The 19,140-nt window shown below is 63.1% G+C and carries 15 protein-coding genes; 7 read left to right on the top strand and 8 right to left on the bottom strand.

The window, feature by feature from the left end:
- Positions 1-11: 11 nt before the first annotated feature.
- Positions 12-752, top strand: coding sequence for a TSUP family transporter (locus tag QP994_RS09145; RefSeq protein ID WP_284855677.1), 741 nt, complete (start codon positions 12-14; stop codon positions 750-752).
- Positions 753-791: 39 nt separating this feature from the next.
- Here QP994_RS09145 and QP994_RS09140 read toward each other — a convergent pair whose 3' ends face one another.
- Both QP994_RS09140 and QP994_RS09135 read right to left on the bottom strand, forming a co-directional pair.
- Positions 792-2,297, bottom strand: a complete 1,506-nt coding sequence (locus QP994_RS09140; RefSeq protein ID WP_284866367.1) for an amino acid permease — start codon at positions 2,295-2,297, stop codon at positions 792-794.
- Positions 2,298-2,339: 42 nt separating this feature from the next.
- On the bottom strand, positions 2,340-4,541 hold the full coding sequence (locus tag QP994_RS09135) for an ATP-dependent RNA helicase (RefSeq protein ID WP_284866382.1): 2,202 nt from the start codon (positions 4,539-4,541) through the stop codon (positions 2,340-2,342).
- A gap of 284 nt (positions 4,542-4,825) precedes the next feature.
- Here QP994_RS09135 and QP994_RS09130 point away from each other — a divergent pair, with 284 nt between their 5' ends.
- From QP994_RS09130 to QP994_RS09105, 6 genes are read left to right on the top strand one after another with little or no spacing between them, the layout of a single operon-like run.
- Complete coding sequence (locus tag QP994_RS09130) at positions 4,826-5,551, top strand: SDR family oxidoreductase (protein WP_284866365.1); 726 nt, start codon at positions 4,826-4,828, stop codon at positions 5,549-5,551.
- A gap of 13 nt (positions 5,552-5,564) precedes the next feature.
- Positions 5,565-6,227, top strand: a complete 663-nt coding sequence (locus tag QP994_RS09125) for a LysE family translocator (RefSeq protein ID WP_284866363.1) — start codon at positions 5,565-5,567, stop codon at positions 6,225-6,227.
- Positions 6,224-6,544, top strand: a complete 321-nt coding sequence (locus QP994_RS09120) for a heavy metal-binding domain-containing protein (protein ID WP_284855682.1) — start codon at positions 6,224-6,226, stop codon at positions 6,542-6,544. Before QP994_RS09125 ends, QP994_RS09120 begins: the two co-directional genes overlap by 4 nt.
- The gene (locus tag QP994_RS09115) at positions 6,544-6,801 is read left to right on the top strand and encodes an RNA-binding S4 domain-containing protein (RefSeq protein ID WP_284866361.1); all 258 of its coding nucleotides are present in this window, start codon (positions 6,544-6,546) and stop codon (positions 6,799-6,801) included. Before QP994_RS09120 ends, QP994_RS09115 begins: the two co-directional genes overlap by 1 nt.
- Positions 6,802-6,804: 3 nt before the next feature.
- Positions 6,805-7,608 (top strand): VOC family protein, encoded by an 804-nt coding sequence (locus QP994_RS09110; protein WP_284866359.1) that lies wholly within the window; start codon positions 6,805-6,807, stop codon positions 7,606-7,608.
- 6 nt (positions 7,609-7,614) lie between these two features.
- Complete coding sequence (locus QP994_RS09105; protein ID WP_284866358.1) at positions 7,615-8,430, top strand: hypothetical protein; 816 nt, start codon at positions 7,615-7,617, stop codon at positions 8,428-8,430.
- A 9-nt stretch (positions 8,431-8,439) separates the two neighbouring features.
- On the opposite strand, the gene QP994_RS09100 is transcribed toward QP994_RS09105, so the two are convergent.
- The 6 genes from QP994_RS09100 to dprE1 form a co-directional block, all read right to left on the bottom strand.
- A complete protein-coding gene (locus tag QP994_RS09100) occupies positions 8,440-9,429 on the bottom strand; it encodes an alpha/beta hydrolase fold domain-containing protein (protein WP_502870038.1) in 990 nt (329 codons plus the stop codon).
- Between the two features lie 38 nt (positions 9,430-9,467).
- Complete coding sequence (locus tag QP994_RS09095; protein WP_284866357.1) at positions 9,468-11,390, bottom strand: M13 family metallopeptidase; 1,923 nt, start codon at positions 11,388-11,390, stop codon at positions 9,468-9,470.
- A 12-nt stretch (positions 11,391-11,402) separates the two neighbouring features.
- Positions 11,403-14,750: an arabinosyltransferase domain-containing protein gene (locus tag QP994_RS09090; RefSeq protein WP_284866355.1), complete on the bottom strand. Its 3,348-nt coding sequence runs from the start codon at positions 14,748-14,750 to the stop codon at positions 11,403-11,405.
- A gap of 32 nt (positions 14,751-14,782) precedes the next feature.
- Positions 14,783-16,846: a galactan 5-O-arabinofuranosyltransferase gene (locus QP994_RS09085; RefSeq protein WP_284866353.1), complete on the bottom strand. Its 2,064-nt coding sequence runs from the start codon at positions 16,844-16,846 to the stop codon at positions 14,783-14,785.
- A 64-nt stretch (positions 16,847-16,910) separates the two neighbouring features.
- Positions 16,911-17,675: a decaprenylphospho-beta-D-erythro-pentofuranosid-2-ulose 2-reductase gene (gene dprE2 / locus QP994_RS09080; RefSeq protein ID WP_284866351.1), complete on the bottom strand. Its 765-nt coding sequence runs from the start codon at positions 17,673-17,675 to the stop codon at positions 16,911-16,913.
- Positions 17,676-17,723: 48 nt separating this feature from the next.
- Positions 17,724-19,139, bottom strand: a complete 1,416-nt coding sequence (gene dprE1, locus QP994_RS09075; protein ID WP_284866349.1) for a decaprenylphosphoryl-beta-D-ribose oxidase — start codon at positions 19,137-19,139, stop codon at positions 17,724-17,726.
- Between the last annotated feature and the right edge of the window lies 1 nt (position 19,140).

The raw sequence follows: 19,140 nt of genomic DNA, 5'->3' as shown, positions 1-19,140 counted from the left end.
CGTGGGCTTCCATGATTGCCCTATTGCTCGCCGCCGCTGCGCTTGCCGGTTGGGTGGATGCGGTGATTGGGGGTGGCGGCCTCATCCTCATCCCGGTGCTGATGGCGGGTACGCCGTTGCCGGGGGCGGCGGTTCTGGCGACGAATAAGGTGGCGTCGGTCTCAGGCACGGCGTCGGCAGCCTTCACGATGGTCCGTCGCGTGGGTGTGCCCCGCCGCACCTGGGCTTACGCTCTCATTGCGGGTGTGTTGTCTGCGGGTGGTGCGCTCATCGCATCGCTTATTAGCGACGCCCTCATCCGCCCCCTCATCCTCATCCTGCTCGTCGCCGTAGGGATCTTCGTGGCGTTTAAACCGGAGTTCGGCACGGCTGAGTCTGAGCCGGTGGTCACGCGCGCTCGACTCGCCGGCGGGGTGTGCCTGGTGGCGGCCATCGGGTTTTATGACGGCACCTTTGGCCCCGGCACCGGCATGTTCCTCATCATGGGGTTCACGGCACTGTTCGCGCAGAACTTCCTGCAGTCCGCCGCGATGGCGAAGGTGGTGAACACGGCCACGAACTTAGGCGCCCTCGGCGTGTTCATCGCGGCCGGATATGTTGATTGGGCTTTAGCATTGTCCCTGGCAGCGGCAAATATTGTGGGCGCGCAGATCGGCGCCCGGACGGTGCTCGGTGGCGGGGCGAAGCTAGTGCGCTATGCCATGCTCACCCTGGTGGTCGTACTGACGGTCTACCTGGCGCTCGACCTTTAAGCTTGCCTTGGTGCCGGATGTGTGCTTGTCGCTCGATTTTTAATCGAGTGACAAGGAGCCGTTCAGCAGTCCCACGACGGCAAAGATCGAGCCCACCACAACCACGAGGACCACGGCCCATTCGAAGGTGTTGAAGGGCTTTTCGCGCTGCGCCAGGCGGGTCCACACGTAGGCGATGAGGCCCGGGATCACGGCCAAAGCGCCGAAGAGGACGTACACCAGGTCCGCCGCGTAGATGAGCCACAGTGAGTAGATGAAGCCGATGATGCCGATGACTAGGTGGCGGCGGTTGTCGGGGGTGGAGACGGTGGGGCCGGAGTCGTCGAAACGCGTTCCGGCGTGGGGGTGTGACAGGCCCTTGCCGCGGACGGCGAGGAGCACGAGGTACAGCGACGAGAAGATGTACGGCAACAGGTACATGATGGTGGCCAGCTGCACCATGGCGTTGTAGGACGTCTCGTTGGCGAAGAAGACGATGACGAAGAACTGCACCACACTGGTGGACAGCAACTGGGCCATGAACGGTGCGCCGTTCGCGTTCTTCTGGGCGAGCTTGTTGGGCAGCAGGTTGTCGCTGGCCATCATCACGATGGGTTCTGCGCACAGCATCTGCCAGGAGATATACGCGCCCAGCACGGACAGGCATAGGCCGATGGAGATCAGCGCGCCACCCCACGGGCCGACGGCGGCTTCCAGCACGGCGCCCATGGAGTTGGACGGCAGCGCGGCGAGCTCTTCGCGGGTGAGCACACCATAGGAGAGCGTGGACACGGCAACGAGCAGCGCGAGCACCGACAGGAAGCCGATGACCGTCGCGCGGCCAATATCCTTACGGGAACGTGCCTGCTTGGAGTACACGGAGGCACCCTCAATACCAATGAACACCCACACCGTGAACAGCATGATGCCCTGGATCTGCTCCCGCAGCGGGATGCCGGAGTCCGCGCCCCAGAAGTCCAGGGTGAACTTGTCCCAGCTGAAGCCCACGAAGGCGATGAGCACGATGAACGCGAGGATAGGCACCAACTTCGCAATCGTGGTGACCAGATTCATCACCGCCGCCTGTTTCACACCGCGAGTAAGCGCGAAGAAAATGGCCCAGGTCAGCGCCGACACCGCCAAGGCCACGATCCACGGGTTCTCCTCATTGAAGAAGGGCAGGTAGTGCCCCGCAGTGCCAAAGAACAAGGTGGCGTAACCCACCTGCGCCATAACGGAACCCAGCCAGTAGCCCCAACCAGCAGTGAACCCGATGAAATCGCCCAAGCCCGCGCGCACGTAGGAGTACACGCCGGAATCCAGGTTCGGTTTGCGCCGCGCGAGGATCTGGAACACGAACGCAATGGACAGCATGCCCACACCGGCGATGACCCAGCCGATGAGCATCGCGCCGGGGCTAGCCACCGACGCAATATTTTGCGGCAAAGCGAAGATGCCGGAACCGACGGTGGAGCCGATGATCAGGGAGACCAGCGTCCAGATGGTCACTGTGTTCGCGCGGCTTGCAGCACTTGGCGCGCTGGGGGCGCTGTGGGCGTTAGTCATAACGCTTAAACATACTGGGTGGCCACCAATTTTTTAAAAAGTTCACATGCGGTTTTTGGTGCGCGCGGTGGCCTGCGCGGTCCAGGGGTCTTCGGGCCAGGGGTGTTTGGGGTAGCGGCCGCACATCTCTTTGCGCACCTCGGCGTAGGGGCCGTTCCAGAAACTCTCCAGGTCGTCGGTCACCGCGAGTTCGCGCCCCGCGGGGGAGAGGAGGTGGAAAAGTACGGGCATATTGCTTATCGACGCACCCCCCACCATCCCAAAACACTCCTGCAACTTCACCCGCACGATGGGCCGCCCCGTGGAGTAGTCGATGCGTGGGTGGGAGCCGGAGGGCACGGCGAGTTTTTCGGGGGCTAGTTCATCCATCCTTGCTGCTTCGGGCCAGGGCAGCTGGCGGGTCAGCGCGACGTACATGTCCAGGTTTTTGAGTGGCGTGCCGTTGGCCAGCTGCTGGATTTCGGGGGTGTAGTCGCCCTGGGTGACGTCGGGCCAGGGCTCGCCGTGTTGGGCGTGGAGGAAGTCAAGGCGGTGCTTGAGGACGTGGGCTTTCTCAGACAGTGGGAATTGGTCGAAGGTGATGCCCGCCAGGGCCTCGGCGGCGTCGGCGGGGTTGAGGGTGACGGGCGTGGAGGTCAGTTCGATAGCACCGATGGCGGTGGTGCGGCGGGCGCGGACTTTGCCGTCAACGAGTGAGGCTGTTGTCTTTTCTTCGATGCGGTCCGTGGGCAGGCCGATGGGTGCGGCGGCGCGGATGATGGCGCCGCTGCGGGTGAGTTGGACTTCAGCGGCGGCGATCCATTCGGTGGGTGTGATGCTGCTGTCCAGGGTGGCGCGGGTGCCGCTGGCAAGGAGGTATTCGCGGTCGTCGAGGCGTTTGGCCACCCATTCGGGAAAGGCTGTGGCCACGACGTCACCGGCGGGGACGGGGGCGGAGCTATCCACGAGCCTCGCCAGCCTCTCCACCACCCGCCTCGGTGCCCGCGCCCGGCTGAGGTCCCCGCTGAGCCCTTCCGTGAGAGCCGCAACAGTGTCCGCAGCACCCGAACCGTGGCGCAGCAACGCGGTGCCCAGGCGGGGGTCCATTGGCAGGGCAGCTAGGCGGCGACCGTGGGCGGTGATGGTGTTAGAAGCATCCAACGCCCCCAGCGCACGCAAGGTCGCGTGCGCTGCGTCCAACGCTGCGGCCGGTGGCGGGGTGAGCAGTGGCAGATCTGGGGACCCCCACGCCGCCATCGTCAGTGCTGCGGAGGTGAGATCCGCGGTGGTGATTTCCGCGGCGATGTCGGCGGCGAAGTGCTGGTAGTCCGACTGGGAATACGCCCGCAGCACCGTGCCGGGACCCAAGCGCCCGGCACGCCCGGCGCGCTGGTCGGCGCTGGTAGCGGCGGCGGAAACGGTGACCAGGCCCGTCATCGCGCGGCTGGCGTCACGCCGGGGCACGCGGGATAAGCCGGCATCTACCACGCGGCGGACACCGGGGACGGTGATGGAGGACTCGGCAATTGCGGTGGCCACCACCACGGGGGCATCCCCATCCAGCGCCGCGTCCTGTTCGCGGGAGCTCAACCGGCCGTGCAATGGTGCGGCATCCGGCAGGTGGCTACACACCAGCTCCACTTCGCGCACGCCGGGCACGAAGACAAGGGTGCGCTCAGAAGGGGGAGCACCACCCGCCAGGCGCGCCACGTGCTCGTAGAACTCCCGGGTGCCCTCCGCGCGGCCTGGGTGCGGGTGGTAGCTCACATCCAGGGGGTGGATGACGGACTCCGTGGACACCACCTGCGCACCCATGTGGTCGGCCAACGCTTGGGCATCCAAGGTGGCAGACATGGCGGCCAGGTAGAGGTCATCGCGCAGGTAGGCCACCTCCATCAGCATGGCCAAGACCAGATCGGTGTCCAGCTGGCGCTCGTGGACTTCGTCGATCACTACCGCACCCACACCAGTCAGTTCCGGGTCCTTGAGTAGCCGGTTGAGCAGCACGCCCGGGGTGAGAAACTCCACCAGTGAGCCGTCTTTGTGTTCGCCGCGGATGGAGTAGCCGATGCGGGTGCCTAAGGGGGAGGCGTCGAGAAGCGAAAGGCGACGTGCAGCCGCGCGAACCGCAACCCGGCGTGGGGCGACAACGAGTGTGGTGCCGTGCACGAGGTTGCTGATCGCGGGCGGCACGAGCGTTGTTTTACCTGTTCCCGGCGGTGCTTCGACCACGACGGGGCCACACGCGGGCAGCGAATCCACCATACCCGCGACCGGTAGGCCCGCCCCGATGACGGCGAGATCGAAGTGTGACACGCAGACAAATCTACATGCACACAAGAGTGGATAATTTTCCCTTTATGTTGCCGCCCGCGTGCTTTTAGGGTGAAAAACGAAGGGGGAAAACATGCTCATCAACACGTACACATTTCATTACCAGCCAGATATCGACGACACCTACTCGTTTCCGGCGGGATCTGTATGCCGACAAACTCGACGAATTCGGTGAAGAGAAAGCGGGATAGCTCCCGGGGGATAGACTCAGCTGCATGGCTGAGAATAAGGCTGAGAACAAGATCGCAGTAGTCACCGGCGGCTCCGCCGGGATTGGGGAGGCCACGGCCCGAGCCCTGGCCGCCGACGGCTGGACCGTTTACGTCGCCGCCCGCCGCGCGGAGGAGTGCGAGCGTATCGCCGCCGAGATCGGTGGCGTGGGCGTGGAGTTGGACGTGACAGATCAGACCAGCGTGGATGAGCTCGCGGCCCGGCTTGACCGGGTTGACCTGCTGGTCAATAACGCGGGCGGCGCGCGAGGCCTCGACTACCTGCGTGATGCCAAGCCGGAGGACTGGGACTGGATGTACCAGACCAACGTCATGGGCACGATGCGCATGATCAAGGCGCTGTACCTGCAGCTCGTGGCGGCGGAGGGTCTGGTGGTCAACGTCGGTTCCATGGCCGGGTGGGATGCCTACCCGGGCGGCAGCGGATACAACGCGGCCAAGTTCGGGTTGCGTGCCATCACGCGTGCTTTTAGGCGTGAAGAGGAGTCCACGCCCATCCGCATCACCGAAATTGACCCGGGCCGGGTGAAAACGGACTTCTCCATCAACCGCTTCGGCGGTGATGCCGAACGTGCGGCGGCAGTCTATGAGGGCAAACTCAACCTCACCGCCGAGGACATCGCGGAGGCGATCCGGTGGGTGGCGTCGCTGCCGAAGCACGTGAACATCGACACGATGAACATCATGCCGACGGACCAGGCAGAACGCTAGGCCCAGCTCGACCATGACCATTTCCACATACGTGGCGCTGGTGGGCATTTGGGTTGCCGCCATCGCCAGTCCTGGCCCGGACCTGGTGCAGATCATCCGCCTGGGTGCTAAGTCTCGCGCGGTCGGCGTGGCCTGCGCCGTGGGCATCATGCTGGGCAATACCGTCTGGATCGCGGCGTCGCTTCTGGGCCTGAGCGCCCTGATCAAGGCGGTGCCAGAGGTGCTGGCGGTGCTGCAGCTCGTCGGCGGCATCTACCTGCTCTTCATGGGGGTGGGGGCCATACGTGCCGGCCTTTCAGCGCGGAAACTCCAGGTTGCCGAACCGGGCACCGAACAGGCCAGCGCGCACGCAAACAGCAAAGAACTCACCACCGCCCAAGCCCTGCGCATCGGGGTGTACACCAACCTGTCCAACCCCAAGGCGGTCCTGTTCTTCGGGGCCGTGTTCGCCCAGTTCATCACCCCGGGCATGGGGTGGGAGTGGATGCTGCTCATCCTGATCACGCTGGTGGTCATTGGGTTTGGGGGGTTCGTGGGGTTTGCGGTGCTCGTGGATAAGCTGGCTAGCTTTTTGGCGCGCTGGGGGCACGTGGTGGACCTGGTCACGGGCCTTGTCTTTGTGGCGTTGGCCGTGTGGATGCTTGTCGGCGCTTTCCAAGTAGTGTTAGGGGCATGATTCTTACCACTACTCCGACCGTTGAAGGTCGCACGATTGTTGAGTACATGCGCATCGTCGGCGGTGAAACCATCACCGGCATGAACATGTTTAAGGATATTGGCGCGGGTTTCCGCAACTTGGTTGGTGGCCGTGCAAGCTCGTGGGAGGCGGAGCTGGTCGGCGCCCGCGACAGTGCGCTCAATGAGCTGTGGGAGCGCGCCCGCCAGATCGGCGCGGATGCCGTGGTCAGCGTTGAGTTGGACTACTCGCCGATGGGTGCGGACGGCTCGATGATGCTCGTCGCCGCTACCGGCACCGCTGTCAGGCTGGGTTAATGCAGGTTGAGATCAGCGGCGGGAGCATTAAGCTCGGCCAGTTTCTGAAACTCGTGAACCTGGTGGAATCCGGTGGTCACGCCAAGGAAGTCATCGCCGACGGCCTCATCTATGTCAACGGTGAGCCCGCCTCATCGCGGGGCCAATCGCTTATCGACGGCGACGTCGTCTCCGTCCCTTCCACCGGCGACTCGGTGACCATCGTGGCCGATGGTGCTAGCCCTGAAGAACGCTCTGTTGAACGGAGGAACCCCTAAACCATGCCTGCTTTTGAAGCCCAGCCGGGAATGCCCTACTGGATTGAATTGGCAACGACGGAGGCACGGAAGTCCTCCTACTTCTACTCCCGCATTTTTGGGTGGGAGATGGGGGACGCCGGTGACACTGATGGCCCTGCCAGTGATTACCGCGTTGCCCGCCTGCAGGGGATGCCGGTGGCGGGCATGCTGGAACAGGACTCCATGCCGGATACGTGGATGACGTACTTCTACACCACCGACATCGCCCGGGATTCCGCGCGGGTGGCAGAACTCGGTGGGCGCGTGCTCTCTGAGCCGATGGAGGTATCCCTGGGAACCATGGCGTTGTGCGCGGATGTTTCCGGCGGCTGGTTCGGGTTGTTCCAGCCGGCGGGGGAAGAGGCGTTCGTGGCGGCGGGGGAGCCGGGGACGCCGGTGTGGTTCGAGTATGCGTCGACAAGCAATGTGCGCGCTGTCGCTGACTTTTATGGCGAGCTTTTTAGCTGGGACATTGTGGAAAATGAGGGCTACCTGCTGATCATGCAGGATGGTGCTGCGTTTGCGGGTATGTGGGATGCCTCCGGGCAGATTCCGACGGACGTGCCCAGTTTTTGGAGCTCCTACCTGGGCGTGACCAACATTGCGGAAGCGCGCATGAAGGTGCAGGAATTCGGTGGGGAGATCCTGCGTGGCCCGGAGAATTCCCCCTTCGGTCTGCTGCTCACCGTGGCTGATCCCAACGGCGCGGTGGTCACGCTGTGTGAGGTCGATGAGCCTGTGGATGAGGAAACTCTCGACGAAGACGAGTCCATCCTGCACCTGTAGAAAACCATGCGGGTGAAACGTGTGGCGGCGGTGGCCGCGTGTTTGTTGGTGGCGTTGGTGCCAGCACCAGCAGTGGCTCTTGACGTGCTGCCGGGTGATCCTGGCGAGCGCACCGACATGGCCGTGTACCACGATGGTGGTCGCTGGAGCGGCAGCCCCGGCGCCAAAGACCCCCGCCCGGCATTGTCCTTGGCCAAGCTGTACCTCGGCTACTGGATCCTCCACAACGGGAAAACGGAGGACAAGGGCAAGGTGTGGCGGATGGTCCGTGCCTCCTCTGATGGCCTGGCGGTGGAGTTGGACCGCAAGTACCCGAAGGCGATTGATGAGGTAGCTAAGGAGTTTGGTCTCACCTCCACGGTGAGCGCCGGCTACTGGGGGCGGTCGTCCACATCCCCGTACGACATGGCCAAATTCATCAACCTGGTCAAAGATGACCCGGTGGCCGAACCCATGATCCGCGCGATGGTCAACCACACGCTGTATGCGGAGGATGGGTTCGCGCAGGACTTTGGGACGGATCGGTTGAACGGGGTCATCGGTACCAAATTCGGCTGGTCCGATGACCGTTCAGGTGCGGTGGCGTCCGTGTCTTTCGGCCGGGATTTCGCCGTGGCAGCCATGACATACGGGGATGTGGACGACCACACCGAGGACGTCCTGGAGTGGATCGACCAGACGGAACAGAGCCGTCGCGTCTTCGGGCGCGCCGGGCAGGTTGCTGGTACCACTGGTGCCGCAGGGGAGATGCCGTGGTGGCTGGGCCCTCGCGGCCAGAAGCGCCCGGTGCCCACGCTGAGGCCCGTGGGCGCGAGCCGCTAGTCCACCCTGCTAATCCACACTGCGGAGGAATTCCGCGATGTCCCGCACCCGCCGGCGGTTCTCCGCTGGGGTAGCAATGCGGTGGGTGGAGTGGTATTCCGCCACCTGCACGGTGTCGCTGGCGTCGGAGATGTCCGGACGGGCAGCGATTTCGTCTTTGAGGGCGATCTGAAGAAGGGTCTTCGGCCACTCGGTGGGGAAGGGCACGGTGTGGCCCCCACGCAGATCCTCAGGCAGATTAGCCACGGAGTCCAGGTCGGGGAAGGTGAGCACGAGGGCGTCAACGTCCGCGGCAGCCAGCGCCGCTAACGCGCCACCGGAGCTGTAACCCCACAGTGTCACCGAGGCGGGTTCCTGGGCGCGCACGTAGCCGATGGCCTTGCGCACACTGTCCAGGATTTCGTCCAGGTCCGCTTCGGGGGCCAGCGGGTGGTCCAGGTCCAGGATAGTGGTACCGGACAGTTCTGCCGCTGCAGCTACTTCCGGGCGCCACTGCAATTCCAGAGCTTGCCCGGATCCGCGCCACCAGCCACCGGAGTGGAGGGACACCGCCCACCGGCCGGTGGGGGCAGTGGGCACGAAGATGCGCGCCGGAATGTCCACCTGGCCGGGCAGATCCGGCAGATCAGACAAGGCCGGCAGTTCGCGGGTGGTGCGGATGTTCATGCCGTAGGCCACGCCCGGCATCGTGTGGTCCAAGCCGGAGCCCAGCATGAGCATCGCGGCGTGGGTGATGCGGTCTGGCAGGTTAGCCACGTAGCGGTCCGCATCACCAGGATCGCCGCTGCCGCCCTTCCACGGCGGGGTGAAGTCGGGCACCGGGTAGGTGGCATCCATGTAGCTGACTAGCTGCTCCAGCTGCTCCTCGGGCGGCAGAGTGCGTTCCACGCCGCCGACATTGAAGTCCTCATTGCCTTGGTCATTGAGGGGGTAGGCGGTGTTGGAGGGGCCCGCCGGGAGGTCTTCTACCGGTGGGGCCGGTTCCGGGATGTGGCGCATGCGCTCTTGGCTGGCGCGGTAGTCGGGGGTGTTCATGGCTACCAGATCACCACCCTGTCAGCCTCAGGCACGAGGGCTTCAGCCGATGGGAACGCCTCATAGAACTCGGCGATGTTGCCCGCCACGATGTTGCAGCGGAACTCCGCCGGCGAGTGCGGGTCAATGGCCAGGTACTGTGCGGCCATCTCCGGGCGGATGGCGGTGCGCCACACCCGTGCCCAGGCGAGGAAGAGGCGCTGCAGGCCGTCAAATTCCTGGCCGTCGACCTCCGCGGTCGCGCCGGGGGCGTGGAAGGTCTGCACCGGGCCGCGCGGGTCCAGGCCCTGCTCAGCGAGGTAGTTCTTGTATGCGATCACAGCGATGCCCAGCCCACCCAGGTCACCGATGTTCTCACCCAGCGTGAACTCACCATTGACACCACGGGATTCGCCGCGGCCTTCCAGCACGGTGGGCACTAGGCCGTCATACTGCTTGACCAGCTTGGCGGTGAGCTCCTCAAACCGGGTGCGGTCCTCGTCGGTCCACCAGGAGTTGAGGTTCCCGTGGCCGTCGTAACGCGAGCCCTGATCGTCGAAGCCATGTCCGATCTCATGGCCGATAACAGCGCCGATGGCACCGAAGTTCTCCGCCGCATCCGCTGCCGGGTCGAAGAATGGCGGCTGCAGGATCGCGGCCGGGAAAGTGATGTCATTGACCACCGGGTTGTAGAAGGCGTTGACGGTCTGCGGGGTGGCCACCCACTCATTGCGGTCCGCCGGTTTGCCCACCTTGGACACCTGGTAGTCATGCTCAAAAGCAGCACCCGCGCGCACGTTGGCCACCAGGTCACCGCCTTCGCGGGAAAACTCAAGGCCCTCATAGGAACGCCAGGTGTCGGGATAGCCGATCTTCGCGTTGAACAGGCGCAGCTTCTCCAGTGCGCGCTCGCGCGTCTCCGGTGACATCCACGGCAGGGTGGAAATGCGCTGCTCATAGGCATCCACGAGGTAGTCCACGAGCTCGAGCATCTGCGCCTTGGAGTCAGCCGGGAAGTGCTTGTCCACGTACGCCTTGCCCAGGTCCTCACCCACGAGGGATTCCGCTAGCGCCACGCCACGCTTCCAGCGGTCACGCTGCTCCGTCGCGCCGGAGAGCACGGTGCCATAGAACTCGAAATTCGCCGCACCCACATCCTCCGTCAGCACGCCCGCGCGGGAACGCAGAATGGCCCAGGTGGCCCAGAGTTTCCAATCGGTCAGCGGGACGCTGATAAGCAGCTCTGCAAGCTTTTCCACGAAGGACGGCATCATCACAATCACCCTCCCCTCCGGCAAACCGGAGGCTGTGAGGAGAGTCTGGATGATGTCGGGGAGTTCACCGAGCGTGGTCGGGTTGTAGGTTTTCAGCGAATCGCGCGAGGCGACGACGTCCCAGTGGTGGCTGGCGATCTGCGCCTCAAGGTCAACGATGCGCGACGCGGCATCGGCCGGACTGGCACCAAAGAGGCGGTCTGCGTCGAGGAAACCGAGCATCCGTTCCACGTGCGCGCGGTAGGCGGCGAGCGTCTCAGCGTGGGCGGGCTCACGGTAGTACGCCTCATCCGGCAGGCCCAGGCCCGACTGGATGAGGTAAGGCACCGCGGTGTCCCCGAGGGAATCCTTCTCCACCCAGAAGGTCAACGGCGCGCCAACACCGGTGCGATCCAGCGCGCCGAAGGCGGCGGCGAGCTCGGTGGGGGAGGAGACGTCGATAAGCGTGAGATCCTCCTCGATGGGGCTCATTCCCGCGATGTTGATCTCGTCGGTGTCCATGAAGGAGGCGTACAGGTCACTGCCACGGTCCGTGCCGTTTTCTAAGAGGGCGTGGACGTCTTCTTCCGCCTTGTCCCGCAGCGCGTGGAAGGTGCCATCCACACCGCGGTCAGACGGGATGGCGTGACTGTCCAGCCACGGGCCGTTGACGGTTTGGTAGAGGTCTTTCATACTGTTCTCCTTCTACTCTCTTGTCTTTTCGTACGGGTCGCGGATCTTCATGTCCGACGGGTGCCACACACCGGAGCGTGTCACCGTTTCATAGTCAATCTTCGCCAGCATCGGCTCCTCGCCGCGCGAGTTCGTGCGCAGAACGTAGCGGTGCACGGAACCCCAGTCCCGGCCCCAGTCCCGGTCAAGGTAACCCGGGATCTCGTAGGCGGAGTTGACTGCCTCCGATGTTGCCAGAGCGCCGCCACCGAGGAAGTCCATGAAGTCAGACAGTTCCTCCTTACCAGGGGCGTCCGGGCTGATGCGGAACTGCGGGATCTCAGCCACGCCGGCGTAATGGTTGAAGGTGCGGTGGCAGGGGAACTGCAGCGCCACGGTCCAGTCCAGCAGGCCGGGGGTGTCTTTGTCGAAGACATCGGTGAGGTGCTCCAGCTTCGGATTGCGCAGCGGGGTGACGGCCATCCACTCGAACGGGTCGAGGTTGATGTCCTCGCCGACGAGGCGCACCACGTTGGCGGAATCCGGCAAGTCAGCGATAGGGTAGCGCAGGTTACGCCACTTGATGGCTGGGCCCGGATCGAACATCTCTAGCTCACCGATGTCGCTGACAGAGCCGTCCTCATTTCGGGTGCCGTACTGCAGGACGAGGGTTTGGCCCTTCTGTTTCACACCATTGATGTCGTGGTGGGAGATGCGGCCGGCGACGGAGGTGACCAGCAGTGGCGCGTCCTCGGTGGCCTCGGGCAGCTCGTACCAGGAGGTCTTGAGTTCCGCGGTAGCCTGCGTGGATGCAGCGAAGCTGCCCAGCACTGGCACGCGGTTGTAGTCCAGGTTGAACGGCAGGCGCACGGTGGAGCCGTTGATGCCCACTTTGTCTTCAGAGCGGTTGCCTTGCGTGGTGGTGCGGGAGGTCGATTGCGCTTGCTCATCGTTCGGATCAGCGTTTGCATCATTGCTTGTCTGCGCTTCCTGCACCACCTGCGGCTGCCCCATTGACCCAATATTCGGCACACCCTTGCGCTCCGAGTTGATGAAGGCGGGGACACCACCCGGGTGGAAACCACGGACAGTGCCCGATTCGAGGGAGCGGCCCAGGGGCACGCCATCGACCGGGGTGAGGAAAGAATCATTCGTATTGGTTTCCACCAACACGTCGCCGGAGAGCTGGCACGTGTCGCCCTTGAGGGAACGCAGGTTGCCCATGCCCACGGAGTAGGCCGGCGCCTGGGTAGCAAATGCCTTAACAAAGGTGAGGCAGGAGAACGTGACAACGAGGATGCAGGCCACGGCGATCGGTGCCTTCATTATCTGGCGCATGCGCAGCGAGGCCACTGAATCAGATTCTTTGTCCGACGCCTTCTCGCGCTTGTTGTGTGAGAAGGACTGGTAGATGCCCACCGCCACGATGATGAAAGTGATAGCCAGCAAGACAGAAGCGGCTTCGATCCGCTTGACCTGCACGCTCTTATCCCACCAGGGAACGCTGAAGGAGGAGATGTACCACCAGGCGTTCGCGCCGGCAAAGGACAGCGCCAGGATGAACGTGATTGCAGCCAGCGCGAAGGTCCGCGCACGAGCAGAGCGCGCCGTGATCTCCGACAGCGCCACTGCACCCAGGGCGGCAGCCGCACCGGCCAGGCCGGCGTAAATGCCAAAGTGGTGCGTCCACTTCGTCGGCGTGAACATGAGGAAGAACATGGACATGCCAAAGATGGCCAGCAGGCGCTGCGTGGGGGCCTTATTCGCGCCGGGCACAGCGTCCCAGCGGGTGAGTGCCCACAGCACCAAGCCCAGGCAGAACAGCAAGGTCAGCATGGCAAAGCGGCGGGCCAAAGAACCGTCCGCGCCCGGCTCAAAGAGGTTGGCGTAGCGGACGAACTCGTGGTACCACTCCAGCGCCGGGCCGACGTAGGAGCGCACGGAAGTGGATTCCAGCACCGCGGCCAGAGTTTGGTCGTGGAAGACCGGCACCATTACGGCAAAACCAACGGCCAGGAACGGGGCCACCATGGAGGCCATCGGCGCGTAGACGCGGCGCTCGCTCACGATGCGCAGCACCTGCGGCAAGCACACGAGAAACACGCCCACAGCCGTCAGACCCGTCGGGCCACATGCCAGGGTGAACGCCGCGAAGATCGTACCCATCGCTGCCGGCAGCAGGCGGCGGGAGCTGATCGCCGATTCAAAGGACGCCCACGTAGCAATGGCACCCAGCGCGATAATCGGCTCCGGGCGCAGACCGTTGTCATACGGCAGCCAGAACGCCAGGAACATGAACGCCGCCGTCCAGTAGGCCACGCGGCGGGTAGCAATTTTTTCACCCAGGCGCGGCAGGATCTCGCGGGACAGAATCCACCAGATGCAGATGCCGGCGATGAGCGTTGGCAGACGCATCCACGCCGAGGCTGTACTCACCTTGGCCAGCAGCGACAGCACGTCGTAGAACGGCGAGCCAAACGGCGCTTCCGGCACGCCGTACCAGCGGTAGTAGTTGGCCATGTAGTCCGAGTCATTGGCCACCCGCGCCATGGTGAGCAGGAAGCCATCATCAGACGTATTAGCGCCGAAGATATGCCAGAAACCAAGAACGCCCAGCACAACACCATCGAGTGGCTTGAAGGTCTTCCACTCCGGGCGCAGCAGAGGTAGGCGGCGGCCATCACGCAGATCCAGCTTTGCCAGTGCCCACAGCGCCACCAGGCCAGACAGGCTACCCAGGATCATCGCCGCCCACTTGATGGTGGACGGGGAGGAGGTGAAGCGGGAGTTGATGTCAACGTGGGCGGTCAAGCCAGCGTCGATAAGCTCCCGTGCCTTCTCCCCAGAAAGCTCGGTGTAAATACCGGTGACCTGCGGGCGCATGTCATCTGCAATCTTGGTGTCGTACTTGGTGCCCGGCGCGTCAACGCGCACCATGTCACCATCGACCGTGATGCGCAGCGAGCCATCACGCATCTGCGCAACCTGCCCCGCATCCAGTTCAAAGATCACCTCATTGAGCGTGGACACGTTAATCCCGCCATCCTCCGGGGCGTTTACAAACAAGCCACGGTCCAGCGCTTCCGTGGAATCCTCCGGCAGCGTGGACAACACCGTGGTCTGCCCCGGATTCATCGCCTCTACCGCCGCCAATGGGACGGTGATGTCCAGCTTCTCCGGCGCCAAAGAAATCAACGGCGCATTCACTGACGTGAGATTCTCATCCTGCGGCCAATTGAAAGAAGACTGCACCTGCTTCACCGGTAAAAACGGCAAAGCAAAGAAGAAGAGGAAGGCTAACAACCCCGACACCAGCGCGGTGAGCGGAATCCACTTCTGCGTGGAATGGGGCTGACGGGTTTGGTTCACATTCTTATTCATCTGTGTATGTTTCTGCGTACTGTTTTGCCTACTCATCGGTTACGGACCACCACCACGAACGGACCAAACTGCTCCGTGGTCCAGTCAGCGGAGTCAAAGGCATCCGGATTGAAGAAGAGGCCCTGATAGCGGATATTAGGCTCGCTGGGGAAGATATCGTGTGCGACGTGCGTCTTCCACGGGGCATCTTGGTCCTTCTTGCTGCCGCGGAAGATGAACACATCGGGTGCGCGCCACGGCGACGCATCAATCTCTGCGATCATTGCCTTCGGGTCTTGCAGCTGCTCGTAAGAGTCATGCGCCCACTGCGCCACAAGTTCATTGCGGGCCACAAACTGCCCAAGCGGATTGGCATAGTGGCTGGTGAAGGCGTTGAAACCGTGGTACGGGTGGTAGGCCAAGAAGTTGATCTCATCGGTGAACAGCACCGTCTCAGACGGGTTGTAGCCCTGCTCCTGAATGAACTCGTGCATCTGCCCGTAGTAGCGGCCCACGTCAGATTCGCGGCGGTCAGCGCGCTGCCCATCACCATTCGTGTCGCTGTAGGCCTGATCCAGGAAGACCTGATTCTTATCGGGGATCTGCTGCACGTAACTCAGCATCGCTAGAGCCAGGCCAGCAATAAACACGGTGGTGATCGTGCAGTTAGTGCGCTTGCTCAAACCGGTGGGGTAGAGGCGGTCAACGCCGGTGAGGCGGAGGTCGATGAGGGCGAGAACACCGGACGTCGATAAGAGCAAAGCGATGAGAACCTCAACCCGGAAACCGAGCAGCGTTGTGCCAACAAGAGTGATCACCATCGAGGCAACAACCCACACGTAACACACGGCTGTTGCGATACCTAGCGCTGTGAACGCGGGCTCGCGGTGTCGCACGATGATGTACAGCAAGCCGAAGAAACTGAGCACACCCACCAAGGTGAGGTGGAAGAACGGCAGAGGAACCGTGGTGCCCTGCGACGGCAGGAAGTGTTGTGCCGCCGACGACACATCCTCGGACGCCGTGAACAGCGCGAACAGGTACGGGCCCCACGACAGCAGCGCGATGCAGATCGAGCCCACACCCATCGCTACAAGGTGCACAAACGGCTTCACCGTACGCTTGCCGCGCCCCATCGCGATGAAAGCGATGAACGCCAGCACGATCATGGTCAGCGCCATAATGCCTGTGTACAGCGTGTAAAAACATGCCGACGCCCCCAGATACAACGCCACAGCAATTGTCGACGTCCACGAGCCATGCATCGCCCGATACCCCAACACCGCCGCCGCCGGAACACCCATGGCCACCACTGCGGCATAGGGCTCTTCCGGCACCATGGTGAGAATCACCGCTGTGGTCACCAGCGCGATCGCCGTCGCCGCCGGCAAAGACCCAGTGATCCTGCGCCACAACGGCACCAACGCCGAACCCGCCGCCGCCAGCGACACCAGCGCCCACGGTTGGTACACCTCCCAACCCGGCATGTTCAGCAGGTTGGCCATGCGGCCACCCAGCCAGAACCAGCCGATGGGATAGAAAGACGGCATGTCCACATAGTTCATGTCCTGGTTGGACATCGTCTCCGTCATGCGGGTGAGAAACTGGGTACGGAAGCCCTGGTCAACCTGGATGCCATCCAAGTACAGCTTGGTAGCGGACAGCGGAATAGCTATCGACGACACCACCAACCCCGCCGGCGCCAGCCCACACACAGCCTCCGTGAGCACCCGGCGCCACGCCGGTCGCTCCTTGCTGCTCGTACGGTCCCGCACCCACAGCCACAGCAACACCGTGACGGCGATGAGGACGAACAGCGAACCCGCCGTGGCCAACGCCCGCGTCACCATAGACACGTTGAACGCCGCCAGGGTCACCTGCTTCAACGCGAAAAACGCCACAAGCGCTAGAAGACCCCCGGCCACGGCGACGACGACGATGCGCACAATGGCGCTCGACGTGCTCACCTGGTCGGGGGCAAAAGCCTGTAAACGAGGCTTCTCACGGTCCTGAGCTTCCGCTTTCGTGTCAGGCTCAGCCGCATCACTGTCCTCCACAACGACCCCGCCTTCAGCGGAGTCGAGTGGTTCGTTGTTGTCCTCGGGGCGCTCTGTCATAGGTGACAGTCTCCCATAGAAGCCCCGTTAAACGGGCATTGAGCAGACGAGATAGCGGGCTTGTTTAGAAACTGAGTTTGCGCATGATCGGCGCCGGAATGTGCTGCAGCACAAGGGAGATCGGGCCGAAGAGCTTGTGTACGAACACGTTCGACTTGCCCGCCAGTGCAGCGGACACAGCAGCCTTGGCTACATCTTCCTTGTTCACCGTCAGCGGTGCCTCATCGAGACCCTCCGTCATCTTGGTGCGCACCTGGCCCGGACGGACCACGGTCACGGTCACGCCGGAATCACGCAGTGCTTCACCGAGCTGGGTGTAGAAGCCGTCCATGCCGGCCTTGGTGGCGCCGTACACGAAGTTGGAGCGACGCACCTTCATGCCCGCCACCGAACTCATGGCAATGATTTTGCCGTGGCCCTGCTCCTTGAACTTCTGGCCCAGCAGCACACCGACGGACACCGGTGCGGTGAAGTTTGTCTGTGCCGAAGCAACAGCAGCTTCCTGGTTCTGCCAGAGTTCTTCCTGGTCACCCAAGGTGCCAAAGGCGACGATGGCGATATCCACGTCACCCTCCGCAAACGCCGCATCAATCACTGCCGGGTGGGAGGCGGTATCAAATGCGTCAAAGTCCACTAGGCGCACCTCGCCGGCGCCGTGGGAGGTCACTTCCTCCACCGCCGCCTCCAAGCGGGGGGAGTTTTCGCGAGCTGCCAGCGTGACGGTGGGATTGCCACCGCGGGAGACCAACTCGTCCACGATCGCGAGACCGATCTCGGAGGTACCACCGAGCAGCAAGATGTGTTGTGCTTGTCCTACAGCGTTAAGCATTGTGTTCTTTTACCTTTTCTTGTTGTGGGGCCGAACCGTTCCTATGAACTAATTCAGCTCCAAGCGGCGGGACATGTCGGAGGCGAAGACCCCGGTCGGGTCGATGGCGCGGCGGGTTTCTAGCCAGTTGCCCATCTCTGGGTACATCTTGTGGAAGTTCTCTGCGGATGTGCGGGACTCCTTGGCCAGGTAGAGGCGGCCACCGAATTCCATGACCTGGTCGTCGAGGCGGTCCAGGAAGGAGTGCAGGCCGTCGCGGATGGGGAAGTCCACGCATACGTTCCAGCCACGCATTGGGTAGGACAGCGGTGCGCGGTTGCCTTCGCCGAACAGCTTGAACACGTTGAGGGCGGTGTAGTGGCCAGAAGCCTGAATGTCGTAGATGATCTGCTTGAACGGCTCCACCGCATCCGTGGGAACCACGAACTGGTATTGCAGGAAGCCGGCCTTGCCGTAGCCACGGTTCCACTCCGCGATCATGTCGAGCGGTTGGTAGAACTGCGTCAGGTTCAAAATGTCATTCGTGCTGGGGGAACCCATGCGGTAGTAGGCCTCACCGATGGCCATGAGGGACAGCTTGTTCATGGTCCAGGAGGGGAAGATGTCCGGCACCGTCATGAGCTGGGGTGCGGAGAACTTCAACGGGTCCTTAGCCAGCTTTGGTGCGTATTCCTCCAGTTGTGCCAGGGTGGCCAGCGAGCCGCGGGAGATGGTGGAGCGACCGGTCTTCGGCGGTGCGGAGATCGCATCAAACCAGGCAGAGGAGTAGGTGTAGCCCTCTTCCTGGCCATGCGAGTGCTCCTCAATCGTCTCGTCCAGGGTCGTGGTGCGCACCGTGTCGGAGATGAAGTAGGCGGTTTCCGTGCGCGTCATCTTGATGCGTGCGCGCAGGATGATGCCGGTGAGTCCCATGCCGCCGACGGTTGCCCAGAACAGCGTGCCGTCCGGGTCATCGGCAGAGCCTTCTGGCTCAAGGTGCAGCACGCGTCCATCAGCCACGAGCAGTTCCATCGACACCACGTGGTCACCGAAAGACCCCGCGGAGTGGTGGTTCTTGCCGTGAATATCCGGGCCGATTGCGCCACCAATGGTCACTTGGCGGGTACCCGGCAACACCGGAACCCACAGGCCGTAGGGCAGCGCCGCCTTCATCAGCTGATCCAGCGTCACGCCCGCATCCACATCGACGATCGCGGTCTCCGCGTCGATCGAGTGAATCGTGTTGAGCGGTTGCATATCCACGACGAGTCCGCCGCCATTTTGCGCCGGGTCACCATAGGACCGGCCCATACCGCGGGCGATGACGCCGCGGCGCTTGTGTTCAGGCAGCGTGGAGTTCTCATCCGCGATCTGCGCCACGGCCTTCTTAATGACGTCAACGTCAGCCGTGGCAAGAACCTGCGCTGTCGACGGGGCGGTACGGCCCCAGCCATGCAGCGATTGAGTGGTGGTGATCAATTCCATG

It is taken from the genome of Corynebacterium sp. MSK044 (assembly GCF_030232825.1).
GTDB lineage: Bacteria > Actinomycetota > Actinomycetes > Mycobacteriales > Mycobacteriaceae > Corynebacterium.
Note: the sequence above shows the minus strand (reverse complement) of the source record. Positions and strands in the feature narration are given on the sequence as shown.